19 protein-coding genes are annotated in these 19,482 nt (G+C 72.0%); 11 read left to right on the forward strand and 8 right to left on the reverse strand.

Features of this window, described 5'->3' with window-relative positions:
- Window positions 1-21 precede the first annotated feature (21 nt).
- Together NYO99_RS14290 and NYO99_RS14295 are read left to right on the forward strand one after the other, a co-directional pair.
- On the forward strand, window positions 22-594 hold the full coding sequence (locus NYO99_RS14290) for a helix-turn-helix domain-containing protein (RefSeq protein WP_268167896.1): 573 nt from the start codon (window positions 22-24) through the stop codon (window positions 592-594).
- On the forward strand, window positions 591-1,106 hold the full coding sequence (locus NYO99_RS14295) for a GNAT family N-acetyltransferase (RefSeq protein WP_268167897.1): 516 nt from the start codon (window positions 591-593) through the stop codon (window positions 1,104-1,106). Before NYO99_RS14290 ends, NYO99_RS14295 begins: the two co-directional genes overlap by 4 nt.
- Here the strand turns inward: NYO99_RS14295 and NYO99_RS14300 are convergent.
- From NYO99_RS14300 to NYO99_RS14310, 3 genes are all read right to left on the reverse strand, one after another.
- Complete coding sequence (locus tag NYO99_RS14300) at window positions 1,093-3,408, reverse strand: ATP-binding protein (protein WP_268167898.1); 2,316 nt, start codon at window positions 3,406-3,408, stop codon at window positions 1,093-1,095. The genes NYO99_RS14295 and NYO99_RS14300 overlap by 14 nt on opposite strands.
- 225 nt (window positions 3,409-3,633) lie before the next feature.
- The gene (locus NYO99_RS14305) at window positions 3,634-3,912 is read right to left on the reverse strand and encodes a BTH_I0359 family protein (RefSeq protein ID WP_268167899.1); all 279 of its coding nucleotides are present in this window, start codon (window positions 3,910-3,912) and stop codon (window positions 3,634-3,636) included.
- A gap of 123 nt (window positions 3,913-4,035) precedes the next feature.
- The gene (locus tag NYO99_RS14310) at window positions 4,036-4,932 is read right to left on the reverse strand and encodes a hypothetical protein (protein WP_268167900.1); all 897 of its coding nucleotides are present in this window, start codon (window positions 4,930-4,932) and stop codon (window positions 4,036-4,038) included.
- A gap of 33 nt (window positions 4,933-4,965) precedes the next feature.
- On the opposite strand from NYO99_RS14310, the gene NYO99_RS14315 reads away from it, so the two are divergent.
- Together NYO99_RS14315 and NYO99_RS14320 are read left to right on the forward strand one after the other, a co-directional pair.
- Window positions 4,966-5,748 (forward strand): fumarylacetoacetate hydrolase, encoded by a 783-nt coding sequence (locus NYO99_RS14315; protein ID WP_268167901.1) that lies wholly within the window; start codon window positions 4,966-4,968, stop codon window positions 5,746-5,748.
- Window positions 5,745-6,686: a nucleoside hydrolase gene (locus NYO99_RS14320; RefSeq protein ID WP_268167902.1), complete on the forward strand. Its 942-nt coding sequence runs from the start codon at window positions 5,745-5,747 to the stop codon at window positions 6,684-6,686. The genes NYO99_RS14315 and NYO99_RS14320 overlap by 4 nt, the downstream gene beginning before the upstream one ends.
- A 12-nt stretch (window positions 6,687-6,698) precedes the next feature.
- Here the strand turns inward: NYO99_RS14320 and NYO99_RS14325 are convergent, their stop codons facing one another.
- Window positions 6,699-9,404 (reverse strand): bifunctional acetate--CoA ligase family protein/GNAT family N-acetyltransferase, encoded by a 2,706-nt coding sequence (locus NYO99_RS14325; protein ID WP_268167903.1) that lies wholly within the window; start codon window positions 9,402-9,404, stop codon window positions 6,699-6,701.
- A gap of 9 nt (window positions 9,405-9,413) precedes the next feature.
- Window positions 9,414-10,352, reverse strand: coding sequence for a histone deacetylase family protein (locus tag NYO99_RS14330; RefSeq protein WP_268167904.1), 939 nt, complete (start codon window positions 10,350-10,352; stop codon window positions 9,414-9,416).
- A gap of 115 nt (window positions 10,353-10,467) precedes the next feature.
- Between NYO99_RS14330 and NYO99_RS14335 the strand changes: the two genes are divergently transcribed.
- The gene (locus NYO99_RS14335) at window positions 10,468-11,139 is read left to right on the forward strand and encodes a DUF4197 domain-containing protein (protein WP_268167905.1); all 672 of its coding nucleotides are present in this window, start codon (window positions 10,468-10,470) and stop codon (window positions 11,137-11,139) included.
- A 91-nt stretch (window positions 11,140-11,230) separates the two neighbouring features.
- Entirely contained in the window at window positions 11,231-12,196 is a 966-nt protein-coding gene (locus NYO99_RS14340; protein ID WP_268167906.1) for a ProQ/FinO family protein, read from the forward strand.
- Here NYO99_RS14340 and NYO99_RS14345 read toward each other — a convergent pair whose 3' ends face one another.
- The gene (locus tag NYO99_RS14345) at window positions 12,197-13,579 is read right to left on the reverse strand and encodes a leucyl aminopeptidase family protein (RefSeq protein WP_268167907.1); all 1,383 of its coding nucleotides are present in this window, start codon (window positions 13,577-13,579) and stop codon (window positions 12,197-12,199) included.
- Window positions 13,580-13,735: 156 nt separating this feature from the next.
- Between NYO99_RS14345 and NYO99_RS14350 the strand changes: the two genes are divergently transcribed.
- The 5 genes from NYO99_RS14350 to NYO99_RS14370 all read left to right on the forward strand — a co-directional run bounded on the left by NYO99_RS14350 (window position 13,736) and on the right by NYO99_RS14370 (window position 17,879).
- Window positions 13,736-13,918, forward strand: a complete 183-nt coding sequence (locus NYO99_RS14350) for a hypothetical protein (RefSeq protein WP_268167908.1) — start codon at window positions 13,736-13,738, stop codon at window positions 13,916-13,918.
- Between the two features lie 126 nt (window positions 13,919-14,044).
- Window positions 14,045-14,614 (forward strand): hypothetical protein, encoded by a 570-nt coding sequence (locus tag NYO99_RS14355; RefSeq protein ID WP_268167909.1) that lies wholly within the window; start codon window positions 14,045-14,047, stop codon window positions 14,612-14,614.
- Entirely contained in the window at window positions 14,611-15,168 is a 558-nt protein-coding gene (locus NYO99_RS14360; protein WP_268167910.1) for a tRNA-uridine aminocarboxypropyltransferase, read from the forward strand. The genes NYO99_RS14355 and NYO99_RS14360 overlap by 4 nt, the downstream gene beginning before the upstream one ends.
- Window positions 15,169-15,177: 9 nt before the next feature.
- The gene (locus tag NYO99_RS14365; protein WP_268167911.1) at window positions 15,178-17,271 is read left to right on the forward strand and encodes a protein-disulfide reductase DsbD family protein; all 2,094 of its coding nucleotides are present in this window, start codon (window positions 15,178-15,180) and stop codon (window positions 17,269-17,271) included.
- A complete protein-coding gene (locus NYO99_RS14370) occupies window positions 17,268-17,879 on the forward strand; it encodes a redoxin domain-containing protein (protein WP_268167912.1) in 612 nt (203 codons plus the stop codon). The genes NYO99_RS14365 and NYO99_RS14370 overlap by 4 nt, the downstream gene beginning before the upstream one ends.
- Before the next feature lie 9 nt (window positions 17,880-17,888).
- On the opposite strand, the gene NYO99_RS14375 is transcribed toward NYO99_RS14370, so the two are convergent.
- Window positions 17,889-18,443, reverse strand: coding sequence for a hypothetical protein (locus tag NYO99_RS14375; RefSeq protein WP_268167913.1), 555 nt, complete (start codon window positions 18,441-18,443; stop codon window positions 17,889-17,891).
- A complete protein-coding gene (locus NYO99_RS14380) occupies window positions 18,436-19,482 on the reverse strand; it encodes an alpha/beta hydrolase (protein ID WP_268167914.1) in 1,047 nt (348 codons plus the stop codon). Before NYO99_RS14380 ends, NYO99_RS14375 begins: the two co-directional genes overlap by 8 nt.

The raw sequence follows: 19,482 nt of genomic DNA on the forward strand, positions 1-19,482 counted from the left end.
AAATTCCAGTATGCTGGAGGAATGAACGAAGGCATCTCCGAACTCATCGCTCGCCGCCTGCGCGAGTTGCGCGCGGCCGCCGGCCTGTCGCTGGACGCGCTGGCCCACAAGAGCGGCGTCAGCCGTTCCAACATCTCGCTGATCGAGCGCGGCCAGAGCAGCCCCACGGCCGTCGTGCTGGACAAGCTGTCGTCGGCGCTGGGTGTCAGCGTCGCGTCGCTGTTCGAGGCCGGCGAGGCGCCGGCCGCGCCGTCGCCGCTGGCCCGCGTGGCCGACCAGCCCGTCTGGCAGGACCCGGCCTCGGGCTATCTGCGCCGCAACGTGTCGCCGCCGGGCGTGTCGCCACTGCAGCTGGTGGACGTCGTCTTCCCGCCGGGCCAGCGCGTCGCCTTTGAAACGGCTGAGCGCGACAGCGACATCCATCAGCTGATCTGGATGATCGACGGCGCCATGGACATCACCCACGGCGATACGCAGTGGCAACTGGCCGCCGGCGACTGCCTGGCGGTGCAGCTGAACGCGCCCATCCGCTTCTTCAACCCCGGCGCGCAGCCGGCCCGTTACCTCGTCGCCCTGACCGGAGCCCGGCCATGACCATCCGTGAAATCGACGGCGCCGAGGCGCTGGCCCGCGTGGCTGAACTGGCCGAGGTGCTGCGCGACTGCGTGGAGGGCGGCGCGTCGGTGGGCTTCATGCTGCCGCTGGCCGAGGGGCGGCCGGAAGCCTTCTGGCGCCGCGTGGCCGCAGGCGTCGCGGCGGGCGAGCGCCACCTGTTCGTCGCCGAGGACGAGGCTGGCCGGATCTGGGGCACGGTGTCGCTGGTCATCGACATGCCCGACAACCAGCCGCACCGCGCCGATGTCTCCAAGATGCTGGTGCACCGCCGCGCGCGCCGGCAGGGCGTGGCCGAGCGCCTGCTGAAGGCGCTGGAGGCCAAGGCGTGCGAGCTGGGCAAGACGACGCTGGTGCTGGACACCGTCACGGGCAGCGACGCGTCGCGGCTTTATGAGCGGTTGGGGTGGCACAAGGCCGGTGACATTCCGAACTACGCGTTGATGCCCGACGGGCTGCCGTGCTCGACAAGCTACTACTTCAAGCCGCTCTGAAGCCGATGCCCCGCCGCTCGCGCACCTCGGGCTTGGCCCGATGCTCCGCCTCCAGCTGCGCCAGGAACTCGTCCGGCGTGAAGGCCTCGCCGAGGATCTCGACCTGATGCCGCACGGCGGCGAAGTCGCCATGCGCCAGGCAGTCCATCGCCGTGAGCCGTGAGCGCTGCTCGCCGGTGGGCGCCGCGCCGGCCTCGCGCTCGAACATCGTCAGCCGCTGTTCGGGCTTCAGCGCCTTGAAGCGGATCTTGAAGGCGAAGCGCCGCAGCGCGGCCTCGTCGAGGTCGTCGAACAGGTTGGTCGTGCAGATGAACAGGCCGTTGAAGCGCTCCATGCCGGCCAGCATCTCGTTGACCTCGGACACCTCGTAGTTGCGCTCGGCATGCTTGCGGCTGCGCAGGAAGCTGTCGGCCTCGTCCAGCAGCAGCACGGCCCCTTCGGTCTGTGCCGTCTCGAACATACGGGCCATGTTCTGCTCGGTCTCGCCGACGAACTTGCTGGCGATGTCGCTGGCGCGCTTGACCATCAGTGGCCGACCCAGCGCCTGCGCGATGTGCTCGGCCAGTGCCGTCTTGCCGGTGCCGGGCGGGCCGTAGAAGCACAGCTGGCCCCGGCCCTTGTTGCGCAGCGCCTCGACGATGCGCGGGATCTCGAAGCGGCTTTCGCAGTTCAGCAGGTCCAGCGTGTATTGCGTGACGCAGGGGCGCGTGAGGCTGGCGCCATCGTCGCGGCCCAGTGCCTTGTCGGCGTTCAGCAGCTGCCGCTCGATGAGCTTCTCGGCGTCGCCTGCGTCGCCCGCCAGCTGGGCGAAGCGCACGGCGGTGCGGATCTGCGCCGGTGTCAGGCCGGGCCGCTCGGCCAGCTTGGCAACGAAGCCCTCGCTGACGGCTACGTCGCCCAGCGCTCGCGCCACCAGGCCGCGACGCGCGCCGGGCGGTGGCGACTTCAGCTCCAGGTGGTACTGGAAGCGGCGCCGGAAAGCCGGGTCGATCTGCTCGATGCGGTTGGTGACCCAGATGACCGGCACCGGGTTGGTTTCCAGGATCTGGTTGACCCAGGCCTTGCCGCTGACGGAGTTGCCCACGCCGCCCTCGGCGCTGGCATCCAGCCGGCTCAGCAGCGAAGCCGTGTCGCTGGACAGCGGCGGGAACACGTCCTCCACCTCGTCGAACAGCAGCGCCACGTTGGCGCTGGCCTTCAGGAACACCTGGCTGATCTGCAGCGAGCGGTAGCGGTCGCGGCCGGACAGCGAATTGCCGTCGCGGTCGGCGTACTCGACTTCGTAGAGATCGAGGCCGGCCGCGGCGGCGGCCACCTTGGCCAGCTCAGTCTTGCCGGTGCCCGGCGGGCCGTACAGCAGCACGTTGACGCCGGTGGCATGCGTGGCCACCGCCCGGCGCAGCAGGCCTTGCAGCAGGGCGAGGTCTTCGCTGACGAACTGGAAGTCGTTCTCCGCCAGCGGGCTCTTGGCCGCCGGCCGCGTGAACACGGCCATCAGGTCGTGCGGGCCCTGGTATTCGCGCATCAGCACCGGCGGGAGTTGGTCGCTGACCTTCATCAGGTCGGCCAGGTCGGTGATGTTGTGCTCGGAGATCAGGTTCTCCACCATGCCGATGCGTTCGAGCCGCGAGCCGGCGCGCAGCGCCTCGGCCACCTCGCGCTCGTCCACGCCGGCCACCGCCGCGATGGCCGCGAAGGCTTCCTGGGCCGTGTTGACCTTGAACTCCACCAGCGCGCCGCGCAGCTCGCGCTGGTAGCGCGCCAGCGTGCCGTACAGCAGGATGGCGCGCTCGGCCGGGTTCAGCTGCAGCAGCTGGCCCAAGGCATCGATGTTCTTCTCCACCAGCGTGGACTCGCGCTTGAGCTGGCGGTCCAGGTGCTCGCAGGTGGTGGCCAGCAGGGCCATCATGTCCTTGGGGGCGTCCTTGACGTATTCGTCGAGGTAGAAGAACAGCGTGCCTTCGGAGAACGGGCCGCTCCATTGGCCGAAGCGGTCGAGGAAGGCTTCATCGGAGAGCGCGTCATGCCCGCGCCACAGCTCGTTGCCGGCGCAGCGCTGCGCCAGGTAGCCGCGCAGTCGTTGCAGCACCCGGGTGGGCCAGACGAGGTGGCGGCCGGTGAAGGACAGCAGGCCGTTGAAGTCGCGGCGCAGGTTGAAGCGGCCGGCATGCTTGACCGTCAGCGTCAGCACGAACTGCGAGCACATGCGGTCCAGCACCGGCGCGCTGTCCAGGCCGGGGGATGGCAGCACGCGGGCGGCGGAGGCCCGGGGGGCTGTCTCTGCGGCGACTCGCTTGACCATCGGTGGACTCCTTGCGCGGCCTGCAGCGGCCGGTGTGGGCCATCTTGTATCAGGCTTCGCGGCGCCTCAGTGCGACTTCTTGCGCGCTTGTCGGGGGCATTGCACGACGAACGAGGGATGTGCGTGCAGATCGTGCTGCATTGCCAGCTCACCGTTCAGGCATGAAAAAAGCGCGACCCGCCAACGGGCGGGTCGCGCTTGGACAAGAAGGGCGCCTGGCGCGCGTCAGTGCATGACCACCGGCTGCTGGCCCATGCTGGCGTAGCGCTCGATGAAATCGTCGAGTTCGTCCTCGGACGGCTGGCGGTCGCCCATCAGCGCCTGCACGCCTTGCTGGAAGGACTCGGCCAGCGCACCCTCGATGAAGATCTCGCGGCGGGCGAACTTGTCGACGATCTCGAAGCCGCCGCGGTTGAGCTGCCGGCCTGGGTCGGTCTCGGCTTCCGTCAGAGGCACGTCGAACTGGACGACGATGAAGCTGTCGGAGTTGTAGAGCATGTGCATGGTGTTCTCCTTGGGGCTTCAACTGCGGGTGGGTCGGGGCTTTTCAAGCCTTGCTGGCACAGATACTGGCAGAAGGGGCGCCTGTTCGCGGCATCCCCTCGCTTGACAAGGTGTAGCGAAGCGTCAGGAGTTCACGTCGATGAGCACGATTTCGTAACCCCGTGTCTCGGGGTCGCCTTGGCGCAGCCGCGCGGGCCAGTAGCCACGCGCCGGGTCCAGCCACAGCTCGATGCCGGGGTCGTGTTCGCCCAGGCGCAGGCGCCGCAGATGCAGCAGGCCGGCGGCCTCGGGCTCGCTGTCCTGGGCCTCGAACACCCACTCGCGCAGCTCGCCACGCAGCCCGGCCACCCAGACTCGCCAGCGCCCGCCCGGCGTCGGCGCGGCCTGCACCAGGGCGGCCAGCTGCAGCCACCAGGACAGCCGGTCCTGCGCGCCCGCTGGCATCTCGTGGTTGGCCGTGCTGGCCGAGAAGCTGATGCGCTGGTCATCGAGGTCGAAGTTGACGGCCTGCCGGTCGCGCCCGCCGCGCTGCAGCGCAAAGCGTTCCGGCGCCAGGCCGGCCGCGCCGGTGCGGCCCAGGCTTTCCAGCGCGGGCAGGGCGCGCTCGCCGATGCGGCGGGTCAGGCGCAGGCTGTAGCGGCCGTCGGCCTCGGGCCGCCAGTCCAGCTGCGCCTCGCCGTCCTGGCCGCCCTGGCGCAGCCGGTAGCGCCAGGAGGCCGGACCGGCCAGTTGCAGCAGCGGCCCGTGGGTGTCGGCCAGCGGTGTCGGCGGGGGCGGCGGCTCCGCGCGGGACGGTGTCGACGCTTGGGCAGGGCGCGCGGTGGCGGGCGGCACCGGCGCGGCGGGCTCGGGCAGCGCGACCGGCAGCACCGCGGGCGGCCGCACAGCGATGCTCACCGCGCGGGCGGGCGCTTCCTGCGCCGGGCGCTCGGACGGGCCGCCCAGCAGCGCCACATGCGCGAGCACGCTGGCCGCCAGCATCAGCCAGGCGGCGCGGGGCAGGGTGGGGCGAGCGCGCATCGCACAATGCTGCCACTGCTTCCAAGATCCCCCATGAAACTCGCCAGCTACGCCGACGGCTCGCGCGACGGCCACCTCGTCGTCGTGTCGCGCGACCTGTCCCAGGCCCACTACGCCACCGGCATCGCCACCCGCCTGCAGCAGGTGCTCGACGACTGGGGCTTCATCGCCCCGCAGCTGGAAGACCTGGCCGTGCAGCTCAACCACGGCAAGCTGCGCCACGCCTTTCCGTTCGACCCCGACAAGTGCGTGGCGCCGCTGCCGCGCGCCAGCGGCTGGGCCGTGGTGGCGCGCGGGGGCAGCGTGCGCCGCGACGCCGGCCTGTTTGCCGGCCCGCACCAGCCGTTGCGCGCGCCGGCCCGGCCCGAGGCGGCGCTGGCCGCCATCGCGGGCGACCTGGCCGCAGCCAGCGACACCGCCTCGGCCCTGGACGCGCTGCGCCTGCTGACGCTGGCCGTGGACTGGCGGCTGGACGACGAACTCATCGCCACGCAGGCTGCGCCGCTGGCCGTCACACCGGACGAGCTGGGCGAGGCCTGGCGCACCGGCCGCGTGCAGGCGCGCCTGCATGTGCTGCACAACGGCGCCAAGCAGCCGGTGCAGGACATCGACGCCCAGCCCGGCGCCGCGCTGGCCCGCGTCGCGCGGCTGCGTGCGTTGCGGGCCGGCCAGGTGGTCGGCACCGCGTTGGACCTGCCCGACCTGCCCGACCTACCACTCGCCGCGGGCGACAGCCTGCACCTGGACCTCAAGACCGCCGACGGCGCCAGCCTGTTCGGCGCCATCGACCTCGACATCGCCCCCGACGCCCCATGACCCGCCAGCCCATCATCATCGACACCGACCCCGGCCAGGACGACGCCGTCGCCCTGCTGCTGGCCGCCGCCTCGCCCGAGCTGGAGCTGCTGGGCGTGACCACCGTGGCCGGCAACGTGCCCCTGCACCTGACCACGCTGAACGCGCGCAAGGTGCTGGAGCTGGCCGGCCGGCGCGACGTGCCCGTCTGCGTGGGCGCGGACCGGCCGCTGGACGTGCCGCTGGTGACGGCCGAGCATGTGCACGGCGACACCGGCCTCAACGGCGTGGACCTGCCCGAGCCCACGCTGGCCGTGGACCCGCGCCACGCGGTGGACTTCATCATCCAGACGCTGCGTGAGCGCGAGGCCGGCACCGTCACGCTGTGCCCGCTGGGCCCGCTGACCAACATCGCGCTGGCGCTGCGCCGCGCACCGGACATTGCTTCACGCATCAAGCGCATCGTGCTGATGGGCGGCGGCTTCTTTGAGGGCGGCAACGTCACGCCCGCAGCCGAGTTCAACATCTACGTCGACCCGCAGGCCGCGCATGAGGTCTTCACCAGCGGCGTGCCCATCACGATGGCGCCGCTGGACGTCACCCACGAGGTGCTGACGACCGCCAAGCGCATCGACGCGATCCGCGCGCTGCCCAACCGCGTGGGCGCCGTCGTCGCTGCGTGGATGGAGTTCTTCGAGCGCTACGACGAAGAGAAATACGGCCAGGACGGCGGCCCGCTGCACGACCCCTGCGTCATCGCCTGGCTGCTGCAGCCCGGCCTGTTCACCAGCCGCGACTGCAATGTGCGCGTCGAGACGCAGAGTGAACTCACGCGCGGCATGACCGTCATCGACTGGTGGGCCGTGACCGGCCTGCCGGCCAACGCCCAGGTGCTGCGGCACGCGGACGCCGACGGCTTCTTCGCGCTGCTGACCGAGCGGCTGGCGCAGCTGCCCTGACGCCCGCCGCGCTCACTGCAAGGAGCGCGTGACCAGCTTGAAGTCCGGGTCCTCGGGGAAGGGCTTCACGGTGAAGCCCAGGCCGCGCATCAGCTTCAGCATGTCGGCGTTGTTGGTCAGCACCAGGCCTTCGATCTCGGCCAGGCCCTTCTCGCGCGCGGCGTCGGTGATGCCTTCCATGAGCCGCGAGCCCAAGCCCTTGCCGCCGAAGTCGTCAGCCACCAGCAGGCTGAACTCGCAGCTGGTCTGGTCGGGGTTGGTGATGATGCGGCTCACGCCGACGATGCGCTCGCGCTCGTCGAAGCCACCGTCATCGCGCGCCGTGCGCTCGCAATAGACGGCCACCAGCGCCATCTCGCGGTCGTAGTCGATCAGCGTCAGGCGCGCGAGCAAGCCCGGCGGCAGCTCCTTGATCGCGCTGGCGAAGCGGAAGTAGCGGCTCTCGGGCTTCAAGCCGCGCACCAGATCCTGCAGCATCTGCGCGTCGTCGGGCCGTACCGGGCGCACCGTCACCTCGCCGCCACCGGCCAGCGGCCAGACCTGCTCGAAGCGGGCCGGGTAGGGCAGGATGGCCAGGTGCGGGTAGTCGAACGCGCGCGGCATGCCGGTCTGCGGGCCCGGTTGCAGCACCACGCGGGCGTCCACCGCCACCGCGCCGGTCTCGTCGACGATGAGCGGGTTGATGTCCATCTCGCGCAGCTGCGGGAACTCGCACACCATTTCGCTGACGCGCAGCAGCACGCGTTCCAGCGCCTCCAGGTCGGCCGGCGGGCCACCGGCGCGGCCCTCGATCAGCGCCTCGGACACCCGCGCACGCTCGATCAGCCGGCGCGCGAGGAACTGGTTCAGCGGCGGCAGCTCCATCGCGCGGTCGGCAATGAGTTCGATCATGGTGCCGCCCGCGCCGAACACGATGGTGGGCCCGAAGGCCTCGTCAGTCACCAGGCCCACGCAGACCTCCTGGCCGCCGCGGCCGCGCTGGGCGCGGGCCATCTTCTGCACCGTCACGCCGTTGATGCGCGCCTGCGGCTGCAGCCGCTTCACGCGCGCCACCATCTCGTTGTAGGTGTCGCGCGCGGCCGAGCCGCTCTGGATGTTCAGCGCCACGCCCTGCACGTCGCTCTTGTGGGAGATGTCGGGCGAGTCGATCTTCAGCGCGACGGGGAAACCCATCTGCGTGGCCAGCATCATGGCCTCGTTGGCGCTGCGGGCCAGCACGGTCTGCGTGACCGGGATGTGGAAGGCCGCCAGCAGCGCCTTGCTCTCCATCTCGGTCAGCGTGCGGCGGCGTTCGGCCAGCACGCTCTCGATCAGCAGGCGCGCGGCCTCCACATCGGGCTGCGCCAGCGTGGACATGGGCGGCGGCGTCTGCAGCAGCAGCTGCTGGTTGGCGTAGAACGACGCGATGTTGCCGAAGGCGCCCACGGCAGCTTCCGGCGTGCGGAAGTTGGCGATGGCCGCGTCGTTCAGCACACGGCGCGCATCCAGCACCGAGGCGTCGCCCATCCAGCAGCCCAGCAGCGGCTTGGCCGTGGCGGCCTTGGCGGCGGCCACGGCACGCGCGATCTCGGTCGCATCCGAGCCGATCTGCGGTGCGTAGACCACCAGCAGGCCGTCCACCGACGCGTCCTGCGCGGCGGCCCGCACGGCGGCGCCGAAGTGCTCGGGCGTGGCCGCGGCCGACAGGTCGATCAGGTCGGTCAGCGAGGCCAGGTCGGCCAGTTGCGGGGCCAGCGTGCGCGCGGTGTCGGGCGACAGCTTGCCCAGCTGCAGGCCGATCTCGCTGACCCAGTCGGCTGCCAGCACGCCGGGGCCGCCGCCATTGGTGATGATGGCCAGGCGCTTGCCCACCGGCCGGTAGCGCGCGGCCAGGCATTTGGCGGCCGAGAACAGCTCGACGAAGCTGCGCACGCGCACCGCGCCCGCACGGCGCAGTGCGGCGTCGAACACGTCGTCGCTGCCGACGATGGCGCGGCTGTGCGTCAGCGCGGCCTCGTTGCCGGCGCTACGCCGGCCGGCCTTCAGCACGACGACCGGCTTGGCGTGCGCTGCCGAGCGCAGCGCGCTCATGAAGCGGCGCGAGTTGGAGATGCCTTCCAGGTAGACCACGATGCTCTGCGTGCGCGCGTCGGCGGCCAGGAAGTCCAGCACCTGGGCCAGGTCGACAGCGGCGTTCGGCCCCAGCGACACGACCTGGCTGAAGCCCACGCCGTTCTGGCGCGCCCAGTCCAGCATGGCCGAGGTCAGCGCGCCGGATTGCGACACCAGCGCCAGCGAGCCCTCGGCCGCCAGCGGCCCGGCGGCGCTGGCGTTGAGATTCAGATGCGGGCGCTGGAAGCCCAGGCAGTTTGGGCCCAGCAGGTGCACGCCCTCGCGGCGCGCGATGCGCTTGAGCTGCGCCGCCTGGGCGGGCTCGATGCCGTCGCTGATGATGAGCGCGGAGCGGCACGCAATGCGGCAGGCCACCTCCAGCGCGGCGGCGATCTCGTCGTCGGGCAGTGCGATGACGGCCAGGTCGGCGCGCGAGCGCGCCAGCTCGCCCAGCGTGCCGGTGGTCTCGCCGTGCAGGAACTGCACTGGGTGCGGGCCTGGCGCGGCGGCCATCGCGGTGCGCAGCACGCGGGCCTGGCGTGTCTGGCGCTCAGGCTCGTCCGGCGGGCCGGCAAAGACGACCACGGAGCCGGGGGTGAACAGGGGGGTCAGGAAGTGGTTGTCCATGCGGAGACTCTAGTCGGCGCCGATCAGCACCTTGATGTGGGCAGCCGCACTGCGGGCGAGCGGGTTGAGCACGTAGCCGCCTTCGAGGCAGGAAATCACGCGGCCGCGGCAGTGGCGCCAGGCCACGTCCATCAGCTGGCGCGTGACCCAGGCGTAGTCGGCGTCGACGAGGCCGAGGTTGCCCATGTCATCCTCGCGGTGCGCGTCGAAGCCGGCGCTGATGTAGATCAGCTCCGGGCGGAAGGCCTCCAGCGCCGGCAGCCAGTGCGTGGTGACGGCTGCGCGGAAGGCCTCGCTGCCCGAGCGCGGTGGCAGGCCGACGTTGACGAGGTTGGTGGCATCGCGCAGCGAGCGTGCGTCCGGCCCGTTGAACGGGTACAGGCCGGTCTCGAAGATGCTGCACATCAGCACGCGCTCGTCGCCGGCCAGGATGTCCTCGCTGCCGTTGCCGTGGTGCACGTCGAAGTCGATCAGCGCGACGCGCTCAAGGCCGTGCACGTCCAGCGCGTGGCGTATGCCCACGGCGGTGTTGTTGAAGAAGCAGAAGCCCATGGCCGCGTCGCGCTCCGCATGGTGGCCGGGCGGGCGCACCGCGCAGAAGGCCGACGGCGCCTGTCCACCCAGCACCAGGTCGGTGGCCAGCACGGCGGCACCGGCCGCCCGCAGCGCGGCGGGCACGGTGAAGCGGTTCATGCGGGTGTCGGGGTCCACCTGCGCATAGCCCTCGGTGGGCGCGGCGGCCAGCGTGCGCCGCACGTGCAGTGCCGAATGCGCGCGCTCCAGCTGCGCCTCGGTGGCGCGCGGCGCGTCGTGCGGCACCATGTAGTCCAGCAGGCCCTGGATGAGCAGCATGTCGGCGATGGCGCCCAGCCGCTCGGGGCATTCCGGGTGGTCCGGCCCCATCTCGTGCCGGGCGCAGTCGGGGTGGCTGATGTAGACGGGCAGCATGGTGTGGTGTTGTCTCCTGCAGCCAGCTTAGGCAGTGCGGCTGACGTGGCGCTTGACCCAGCGCAACACGGCGGCAGTGGCAACATGGGCGGACTGCGCTTTCTGGAGCATCGCCATGCAACGCCGCTTCGCCCTTGCCGTCCTGCCCGCCTGGTGGGCGCTGCCCGCCCCGGTGTGGGCCCTCAGCGAGAGCGACGCCAACGCCGGCATCCGCGCGGCGCTGGAGCGGGGCGCGCAGGCGGCGGTGGCGCTGCTGGGCCGGCCCGACGGCTTCCTGGGCAACCCGCTGGTGAAGATCGAACTGCCCGGCGCCTTGAAGGACGCCGCCCGGCTGCTCAAGGCCACGGGCCAGGGCGCCAAGCTCGACGAGTTGGTCACCGCGATGAACCGCGCCGCCGAGGCCGCCGTGCCTGCCGCCAAGCCGCTGCTGACCCGGGCCGTCAAGGACATGAGCGTGGAGGACGGCCTGAAGATCCTCAAGGGCGGCGACGACGCCGTGACGACCTTCTTCGCCGACAAGACCCGCGAGCCGCTGAGCCAGCAGTTCCTGCCCATCGTCACCCGGGCCACCGAGCGTGTGGCGCTGGCGGACAAGTACAACGCCGTCGCCCGCAAGGCCTCCGGCCTGGGGCTCGTGCGGAGCGACGAGGCCAACATCCAGCAGTACGTGACGGGCAAGGCGCTGGACGGCCTGTTCCGCCTCATCGGCGAGGAGGAGAAGAAGATCCGCCGCGACCCGGTGGGCACCGGCAGCGCCCTGCTGAAGAAGGTTTTCGGCGGCCTGTAGGCGCTCGCTTTTCGGGGGATGGCGCAGTGGGCGGCCTGATCGCCGACAATCCCGCCCCTTGCCTGTTTGCTGCCGCTGCGTCGGCCTTGCGATGAATTCCGATCTGCCTGATCCCGTCACCCCGTCCGAAGCACCGGCTGTCGAGGCGCCCGCACCCGCTCCCGAGGCCGCTGGCGCCCAGGAAGCGCTGACGCCGGAAGTGGCCGGCGAGGCCACGCCCGCGGCGGCTGATGCGCCCGCCAGCGCCCCGGCCGTGGACGCCACCGCCGAGCTGAAAGCCCTGTTCCCGGCGCTGTTCACCGGCAAGCCCAAGCCCGTCAAGCTGCGCATCCAGGCCGACATCCAGGAGCGCGCGCCGGGCAAGTTCAGCAAGGCCCAGCTCAGCGCCTTCCTGCGCCGGCACACCGGCAGCACCGGCTACCTGATCGCGCTGACGCAGGCCAAGACCCGTTTCGACCTCGACGGCAACCCTGCCGGCGAGATCAGCGAGGAGCACCTCACCGCCGCCAAGGACGAGCTGACCCGCCGCCGGGGCGCGCGCCAGGAGCGCGAGCACGCCGAGCAGGAGCGCCACCGCCTGGAGGCCCAGCAGCGTCGCAACCGCGCGCAGCTGTTGTGGGACTTCGAGCGCACGACGCTGACCGAGACCAACTTCTGCGTGCTCAAGGGCACCACGCCTGAAGAATTGCCGCGTCTGCTGGAGCTGGCCCGCAAGGAGCGCGCCGAGGCCCCGCCCGCGCCGCCGCGCCAGGAGCGTGACGGCCCGCGCCGCGATGACCGCCGCCCCGGCGGTGGCCGGCCGGAAGGCCGCGGCCCGCGCCGCGCGGATCAGCGCCCGGAAGGCCGGCGCGACGCGTCGCGTGGCGACCGTCCCCCGCGCGGTGATCGCCCGCCGCGTGCGGAAGGCGGCCGCCCGCAGCAGCCCGGCCGCAAGCCGGTGCCGCAGCAGCCCGAGCAGCCGGTGCAGTCGCAGATGGCCCAGGCCCTGCAGGCCGCCCGTGCCGCCAAGGCCGAGCCGGCGGCTGACGCGCAGCCGCCCAAGGACGCGGCCGAGTAATCAGGCCGCCGCGTAGCGCTGCTCCAGATAGGCGAGCAGCGTGCGGATGGTCTGCGCCTCGCCGCCCACCGGGCGGCCGGGGCGCGGCGCGTCGTTCCACGCGAACAGGTCGATGTGCAGCCAGTCCTGCTGCGCCGGCAGGAAGTCCTCCAGGAACAGCGCCGCGTTGATGGCGCCGGCCAGCGCGCTCTTGCCCGTGTTGACGATGTCGCCCAGCGTGCTCTCGATGCCCGCGTGGTACGGCGCCCACAGCGGCATGTGCCACAGCGGGTCGTCCAGCTTCAGGCCCAGGTCGACGAGGTCGCGGGCCGTGTCCATGTGCTTGGCGAACAGCGCCGGCAGCTGGGCGCCCAGCGCCACGCGGGCCGCGCCGGTCAGCGTGGCCAGGTCGATGACGAGGTCGGGGTTGCCCTCGGCCGCGTAGGCCAGCGCGTCGCACAGGATGACGCGGCCCTCGGCGTCGGTGTTGCCGATCTCGATGTGCAGGCCCTTGCGCGTCTTGAGGACGTCGCCCGGCCGGTAGGCATTGCCCGCGATCGAGTTCTCGACGGCCGGGATCAGCAGTTGCAGCCGCACCGGCAGCTTGAAGGCCATGATGAGGCCGGCCAGCGCCAGCGCGTTGGCGGCGCCGCCCATGTCCTTCTTCATCTGGCGCATGCTGTCGCCGGGCTTGATGTTCAGGCCGCCGGTGTCGAAGCACACGCCCTTGCCGACCAACGCCAGCTTGGGGTGCTTGGGGTCGCCCCAGTGCATCTCGATCAGGCGAGGTGAGCGCGTGCTCGCACGGCCGACCGCGTGGATGCTGGGGAAGTTCTTTTTCAGCAGCGCGTCGCCGACGATCTCGGAGAACTTGGCGCCGTACTGCTTGGCCAGCGCCTTGGCGGCCGCCGACAGCTCGGCCGGGCCCATGTGCTCGGCCGGCGTGTTGACCAGGTCGCGCGTGGCCGCGATGGCCGTGGCCAGCGCCAGGCCGCGCTCGGCGTCCGGGCCCGGCTTGAGCCACAGCGTGGCCGGCTCGCGCTTGGCCGGCTTGTAGAGGTCGAAGCGGTAGCCGCCCAGCTCCCAGGACATGGCGGCAGCCTCGGGCTGCAGCGCCAGGCCGGCGCCGTCCAGCCGGTACTCGCCGGCCGGCAGCGCCAGCGGCAGGCTGCTCAGCGCAAACGGGTGGGCGGCGTGCGCGACGCCGGCAAACACCTGGGCCAACTGGCCATCGGCGCCGGGCAGCAGCGCGTGGCTGTCGGCCGCGCCGACGAAGCCGACGGTGGCCAGCCAGGCGCGGGTGGCCTCGGGCAGCGTGGGGGCGAGGGCCTGGAAGGCGGCGCGGTCGACGACGGTGATGGGCGTGGCCTTGGCAGGCAGGGACTTCTTGAGCTGGACGGTCATGGGACGCTTCCGGGAATTCGAGGTGTCCATTGTGTCGGGTCGACACGGATGCAAAGAAGTGTGTGGCGGCTGTCAACCGGGCCGCCGAACCCGGCGTTGTGCCTGCAATCGCGCGATATCCCCCCGCGAGACGGCCCGGTAACAGGCCAGACAGCCATGAAGATGCAGACCCGTCAGGAACATTCGCACCGCCGCCTGCCCGCCCCCGAGATGGGCGCCGCCTGGAGTGCCGAGGAGTCGGTCGAGAAGGGCCGCAAGCACGAGGCCTTCGACGCCGGCTTCTACAGCGGCGAGCGCCGCGGGCTGGCCCGCGCGCTGCGGCTGGATCGCAAGCGCTGAGCCGCACACCCCCATCCACCTTCCCCTGAAGCCCGCCCTCCGGCCCCGGACGGCGGGCCTTGTTTTGTCCAGTGCTGCACGTCGGCCGGCTGCCACGGGCCGCAGCTGCGCAGAGAATGGGCGCCCATGAAAGCCGCCCGCCGTTCCACCGCGTTCATTTCCGGCGCTCTGCTGTACTGCAGCTGCATCGCCGCTGCCATGCAATACGCCTCCATCGGTCTGCCGAAGAGCTTCTACGTCCAGTTCGGTGGGCGCAACAGCCTGACCGTCATGCTGGGCGAGGCGGTGGCGGTGGCCGTGCTGGTGGCCGTGGTGGCCGTCGTGTGGGGCTATGTGACGCTGCGCCCCGAGCGGCGGCGCCACCGGCCCTACCTGGCCTGGATGATGTCGGGCGTGGGCCTGGCCTGGGCCGCGCTGCTGATTTTCGGCGCCTTCACCTTCGCGACGGCGCCGCGCTCCTACTCGGCGCCGCTGCAGACGCTGGTGCTGTCGTCCAACGCGGCGCCCTTGTTCGGCGCGCTGAACATCGTCGGCGTGCTGCTGGGGGTGTGGGTGGCGGGCAAGCTGGCGCGGCGCAAGCAGCTCAGCCTGCCGTCGTCGCGCGCGCGTCGGCGCAGCAGCGCACCCGCGCAGCCCGTGCCGGCCGATGACGCGGAGTCCACGCAAGGCCCGGCCACCGTTCCCCCGCCACATTGACGACGCGCCGCCCGCGCTGCTTGCGCTGTGAGCGGCCGCTGTCCACCTGCCTGTGCGCCACGCTGCCGGCGCCGCCGCTCGCGCACCGCACCGAGCTGCTGATCCTGCAGCACCCGGCCGAGGCCGGCCATGCCAAGAACACCGCCCTGCTGCTGGCCCTGGGCCTGCAGCGGGTGCAGCTGCTGCGTGGCGAGGTATTTGACGCCGCACTGGCCGTCCCCGGCACGGCGCTGCTGTACCCCGGCGACGGGGCCACCGCCGCTGCCGCACCCGCTGACGTGCGCCGGCTCGTGCTGCTGGACGGCAGCTGGCGCCAGAGCCGCCGGCTGCTGGCCGCCAACCCCTGGCTGGCCGGGCTGCCGCGCCTGGCCCTGCCGGCGCAGCCCGGCCGCTACGCCATCCGCCGCGCGCACCGGCCTGGCCAGCTGTCGACGCTGGAGGCCGGCCTGCACGCGCTGACGCTGCTGGAGGGCGAGCCCTTCTCGCCGCTGTGGGCCGCGTTCGACGCCTTTGTCCAAGCCGGCCTTTACAGAAGGGCAATGGGATTGGCCTAGGATTTCCGCATGGCTTTCCTGTTGCGATCGTTTTTCTCCGCCCTCCTGACCGTGCCCCTGGTGGCGCTGGCCGCCCCGCCCCAGGCGGCCACCGAGCATGTGAAGGCGCGGCTGGTGCCCGCCCAGGCCTCGGTGGCGCCGGGCCAGCGCTTCACGGTGGCGCTGGAGCAGGACATCAAGTCGCACTGGCACACCTACTGGATCAACCCGGGCGACTCCGGCCAGGCGACGACGATCGAATGGCGCGGCGCGCAGGGCGGCGCCATCCAGTGGCCCACGCCGGCCGTGCAGCCCATCGGCCCCCTGGTCAATTACGGCTACGAGGGCCGGGTGGCCCTGCTGGTGGACGTGACCGTGCCGGCCGACGCCAAGGCGGGCGGCCGCTTCCAGCCGGAGGCGGACGTGCGTTGGCTGGTGTGCAAGGACGTCTGCATCCCCGAGCAGGTGACGCTGGGCCTGGACCTGCCGGTGGTCGCCGCCGAGGCGCAGGCCCAGGCCGGCGCGGAGGCGGCGCAGATCGCTGAATGGCGCCGCGCCATCCCGCAGCCGGCGCCGTTCACGGTGCAGCTCAAGCCGGCGGCCCAGGGCGTGCAGCTCAGCGGCCCGACGGCCGGCGTCACGCGGGCCTACTTCTTTGCCGACACCTGGGGCGCCGTCACCCACAGCGCGCCGCAGCCGCTGAAGGCGCAGGCCGACGGCTGGACGCTGGACCTCACGGCCGGGGAAGACCCCGTCAAGCCGGGGCGGCCGCTGTCCGGCGTGGTGACGCTGACAACGGCGGCCGGCACGCAGGCCTGGACGGTGTCCGCCCCCATGCCCGAGGGCGCCGGCCAGGGCCCGGCCCCGGGTGCTGCGCTGGTCGAGGTGCCCGCGCCGGCCGCCGCTGCCCCCGAGAGCAGCCTGGGCCTGTTGCCGGCGCTGGCGCTGGCCCTGCTGGGCGGCCTGATCCTCAATCTCATGCCCTGCGTGTTCCCGGTGCTGTCCATCAAGGCGCTGGCGCTGGTCAAGCAGGGCGACCACAAGGCCGAGGGCCTGGCCTACACGGCCGGCGTGCTGCTGAGCTTTGCGGCGCTGGCGGCCGTGCTGATCGCGCTGCGGGCCGGCGGCCAGCAGGTGGGCTGGGGCTTCCAGTTCCACTCGCCGGTGTTCGTCGGCGTGGTGGCCTACCTGCTGTTCCTCGTCGGCCTGAACCTGTCGGGCCTGTTCGACATCGGCGGCAGCTTCACCGGCGTGGGCACCAGCCTGGCGTCCCGGCAGGGCCTGGCGGGCAGCTTTTTCACCGGCGTGCTGGCGGCCGTGGTGGCCACGCCCTGCACGGCGCCCTTCATGGGCGCCGCGCTGGCGTTCGCGCTGAGCCAGCCGGCACTGGTGATGCTGGCCGTGTTCCTGGCGCTGGGCCTGGGCCTGGCGCTGCCCTTCCTGGTGCTGGCCTTCTGGCCGGCGGCGCAGCGCTGGCTGCCGCGGCCGGGGCTGTGGATGGACACCTTCAAGCAGGCACTGGCCTTCCCGATGTATGCCGCCGTCGTGTGGCTGCTGTGGGTGCTGGCGCAGCAGGCCGGGCCGGACGGCGTGGCGCTGACGCTGGGCGGGCTGCTGCTGATCGCCTTCGGGCTGTGGTGGCGCCGTGTCAGCGGCTCCCCGGTCGTGGGCACCGCCGCTGCGGTGATCGGCATCGTGCTGGCGCTGGCGCTGACAACGGCGCTGCGCCCTGTGGAGGGGTCGCCCGCGGCGGCCTCGGCCACGCACGAGGCCTACAGCGCCGAGCGCCTGGCTGAGCTGCGCGCGCAGAACAAGCCGGTCTTCGTCAACATGACGGCGGCGTGGTGCATCTCCTGCCTGGTCAACGAGCGCGTGGCGCTGTCCCGCCCCGAGGTGCAGCAGGCCTTCGCCCAGGGCGGCGTGGCCTACCTCAAGGGCGACTGGACGCGGGAAGACCCCGCCATCACCGCCGTGCTGAAGGCGCATGGCCGCTCCGGCGTGCCGCTGTATCTGTACTACGCGCCCGGCGCCGCCGAGGCGCAGGTGCTGCCGCAGATCCTGACCCCCGGCCTGGTCATCGAGGCCATCTCTTCCGCCACCCCTGCTTCCCGGAGTTCGACATGACGACGCTGCTTCGCCGTTCCCTGATCGCCGCTGCCCTCGCTGCACCGCTGCTGGCCGGTGCCAATGTCAACGTGGACGCCCCGGCGCCGGCCTTCACGGCCACCACCGCCGACGGCAAGACCGTGAACCTCGCCGACTTCAAGGGCAAGACCGTGGTGCTGGAGTGGACCAACCACGACTGCCCCTTCGTCAAGAAGCACTACGGCAGCGGCAACATGCAGGCGCAGCAGAAGGACGCCGCCGCCCAGGGCGTGGTCTGGCTGCAGGTGATCTCGTCCGCGCCCGGCCAGCAAGGCCATGTGGACGGCGCCACCGCGAAGAAACTCAACACCGACCGCGGCGCCGCGCCCGCCGCCACGCTGCTGGACCCGACGGGTGCGCTGGGCAAGCTGTACGGCGCGCAGACCACGCCGCACATGTACGTCATCAAGGGTGACGGCACGCTGGCCTACAAGGGCGGCATCGACAGCATCGCCAGCGCCAAGGCCGACGACATCGCCAAGGCCGAGCCCTACGTGAAGCTGGCGCTGGCCGATGTGGCGGCCGGCAAGAAGGTCGAGAAGGCCAGCACCCGGCCCTACGGCTGCAGCGTCAAGTACGGCGGCTGAGCGCGCGCATCACGGTTCGGCCGCCAGCCGCCGCACCGTGACCCAGACGCGGCCGCTGTTGTTGCAGTGCATGGGCCACACGTCGTTGGCGAAGAAGTTCACCGGCCCGTACTGCGCCACCACCAGCGTCAGCCCCGGGGCGCCAATGCGTACCGGGGGCCCGCCGTCCTGGGCCAGGCCCGCCACCATGTAGTTCTCGGTCGGCAGCCGCTTCAGGCTGCTGAACCAGCGCATGAGCCGGTTGTCGGCGCCGTTGTCACCCTGCCGGGGATCGACGGGATCGCGGCCCGCGTCACGCCAGGTCTGCTGGGCCGGCAGCTCGACGCGGTAGCGGTCGCCCGGTGCGAGCACCAGCGGCAGCGGTGTGTTGCGCTGTGCGGAATCGACCCGCAGGCTGCAGGTCTGCCCCACCGGCAGGCGTTCGCCCGATGCGCAGGCCGGCGCGGGCGGTGGCTTGTCGTCGGGCGGCGCGCTGGTGGCGCACGCGCCCAGCAGGGCCAGCGCGGCCAGCGCGGCAAGTGTCGGGCGTGGCAGCGGGCGCGAGGGCCGGGCGGTGTCAGCCACCGTCGGACTCCCGGGGCACGCCCACGTAGCAGGTGGTGCCGTCCGCATCGCACCCGGCCATGTAGACCTGGCGCGGGTACTCGCCGGCCTGGATGTCTGCCGCCGAGCCGAACATGCGGCTGAAGGCGGTGCGGGTCTTGTCGGCGATGCCGTTGTGCACGAAGTAGCCATGCCCGCCCAGGCCCACCGGCGAGCCGGTGAAGCACACGTAGCGCACGATGCCGTTGCGCACCAGCGTGCCGCCGGGGTCGGTGCCCAGCTTGACCTGCTGGCCGTCGACGATGCAGGCGCCCAGCAGCACCGAGTCGCCCTCGTTGTACGTGATGAAGACCTGGCCCTTGGGCCGCAGCCGGCCCACCCAGTCGCCATGCCCCGCCGCGCGCACGCAGGGGGCGATGAGCGCGACGTTCTGCGCCGCGCCCAGCGCCTCGCGGGCCGCCTCGATCTCCAGCGTGTACTGCAGGTAGTGGTTGCCCAGGCTGTGAGCGGCCACGCTGAAGGGCTGGGCGTTCGCCTGCAGCCGTGCGATGGCCATCAGCCGCAGCAGCCGCGCCAGCGCGTCCACCGAGTCCTGCGCGTTGTTCTTGGCCTGGCGGTAGCGGCGCGCCTTCTGCACGATGGGGCCGGCGGTGCGGTTGCTGGCGCGCACGTCGGCGAGGTCGTCCTCGCTGCCCGCGGTGTCGGCCACGCCCGGCAGCGTGTGGCCATCGGGCAGCAGGCCTTCCGATGGCCAGGAGAAGCCGATCACCTCGACGCCATAGATGTCTCCCAGCAGCGCGCAGCGCTCGAAGCACCGCTGCGGCGTGTTGTTGTTGCCGTGGATGTACAGCAGCACCCGGCGCGAGCCCTCGAAGCGCCGCCGCAGCGCGCTGACGATGGCGTCGTCGCTGGCCTCGCTGGCGAGTGCCTGCAGCGACCATGCGCCGCCTTGCTCGCGGGCATCGGCCATGCTCAGCAGGGACTGCGCCGGCTCGAAGGCGCCGCTGAAGGCGGTGTCGCTGCCGCTGCCGCTCACGCGGCGGTTGGTGATGATGAGCAT

The sequence above is a fragment of the Roseateles hydrophilus genome, assembly GCF_026712245.1.
GTDB lineage: Bacteria > Pseudomonadota > Gammaproteobacteria > Burkholderiales > Burkholderiaceae_C > Pelomonas > Pelomonas hydrophilus.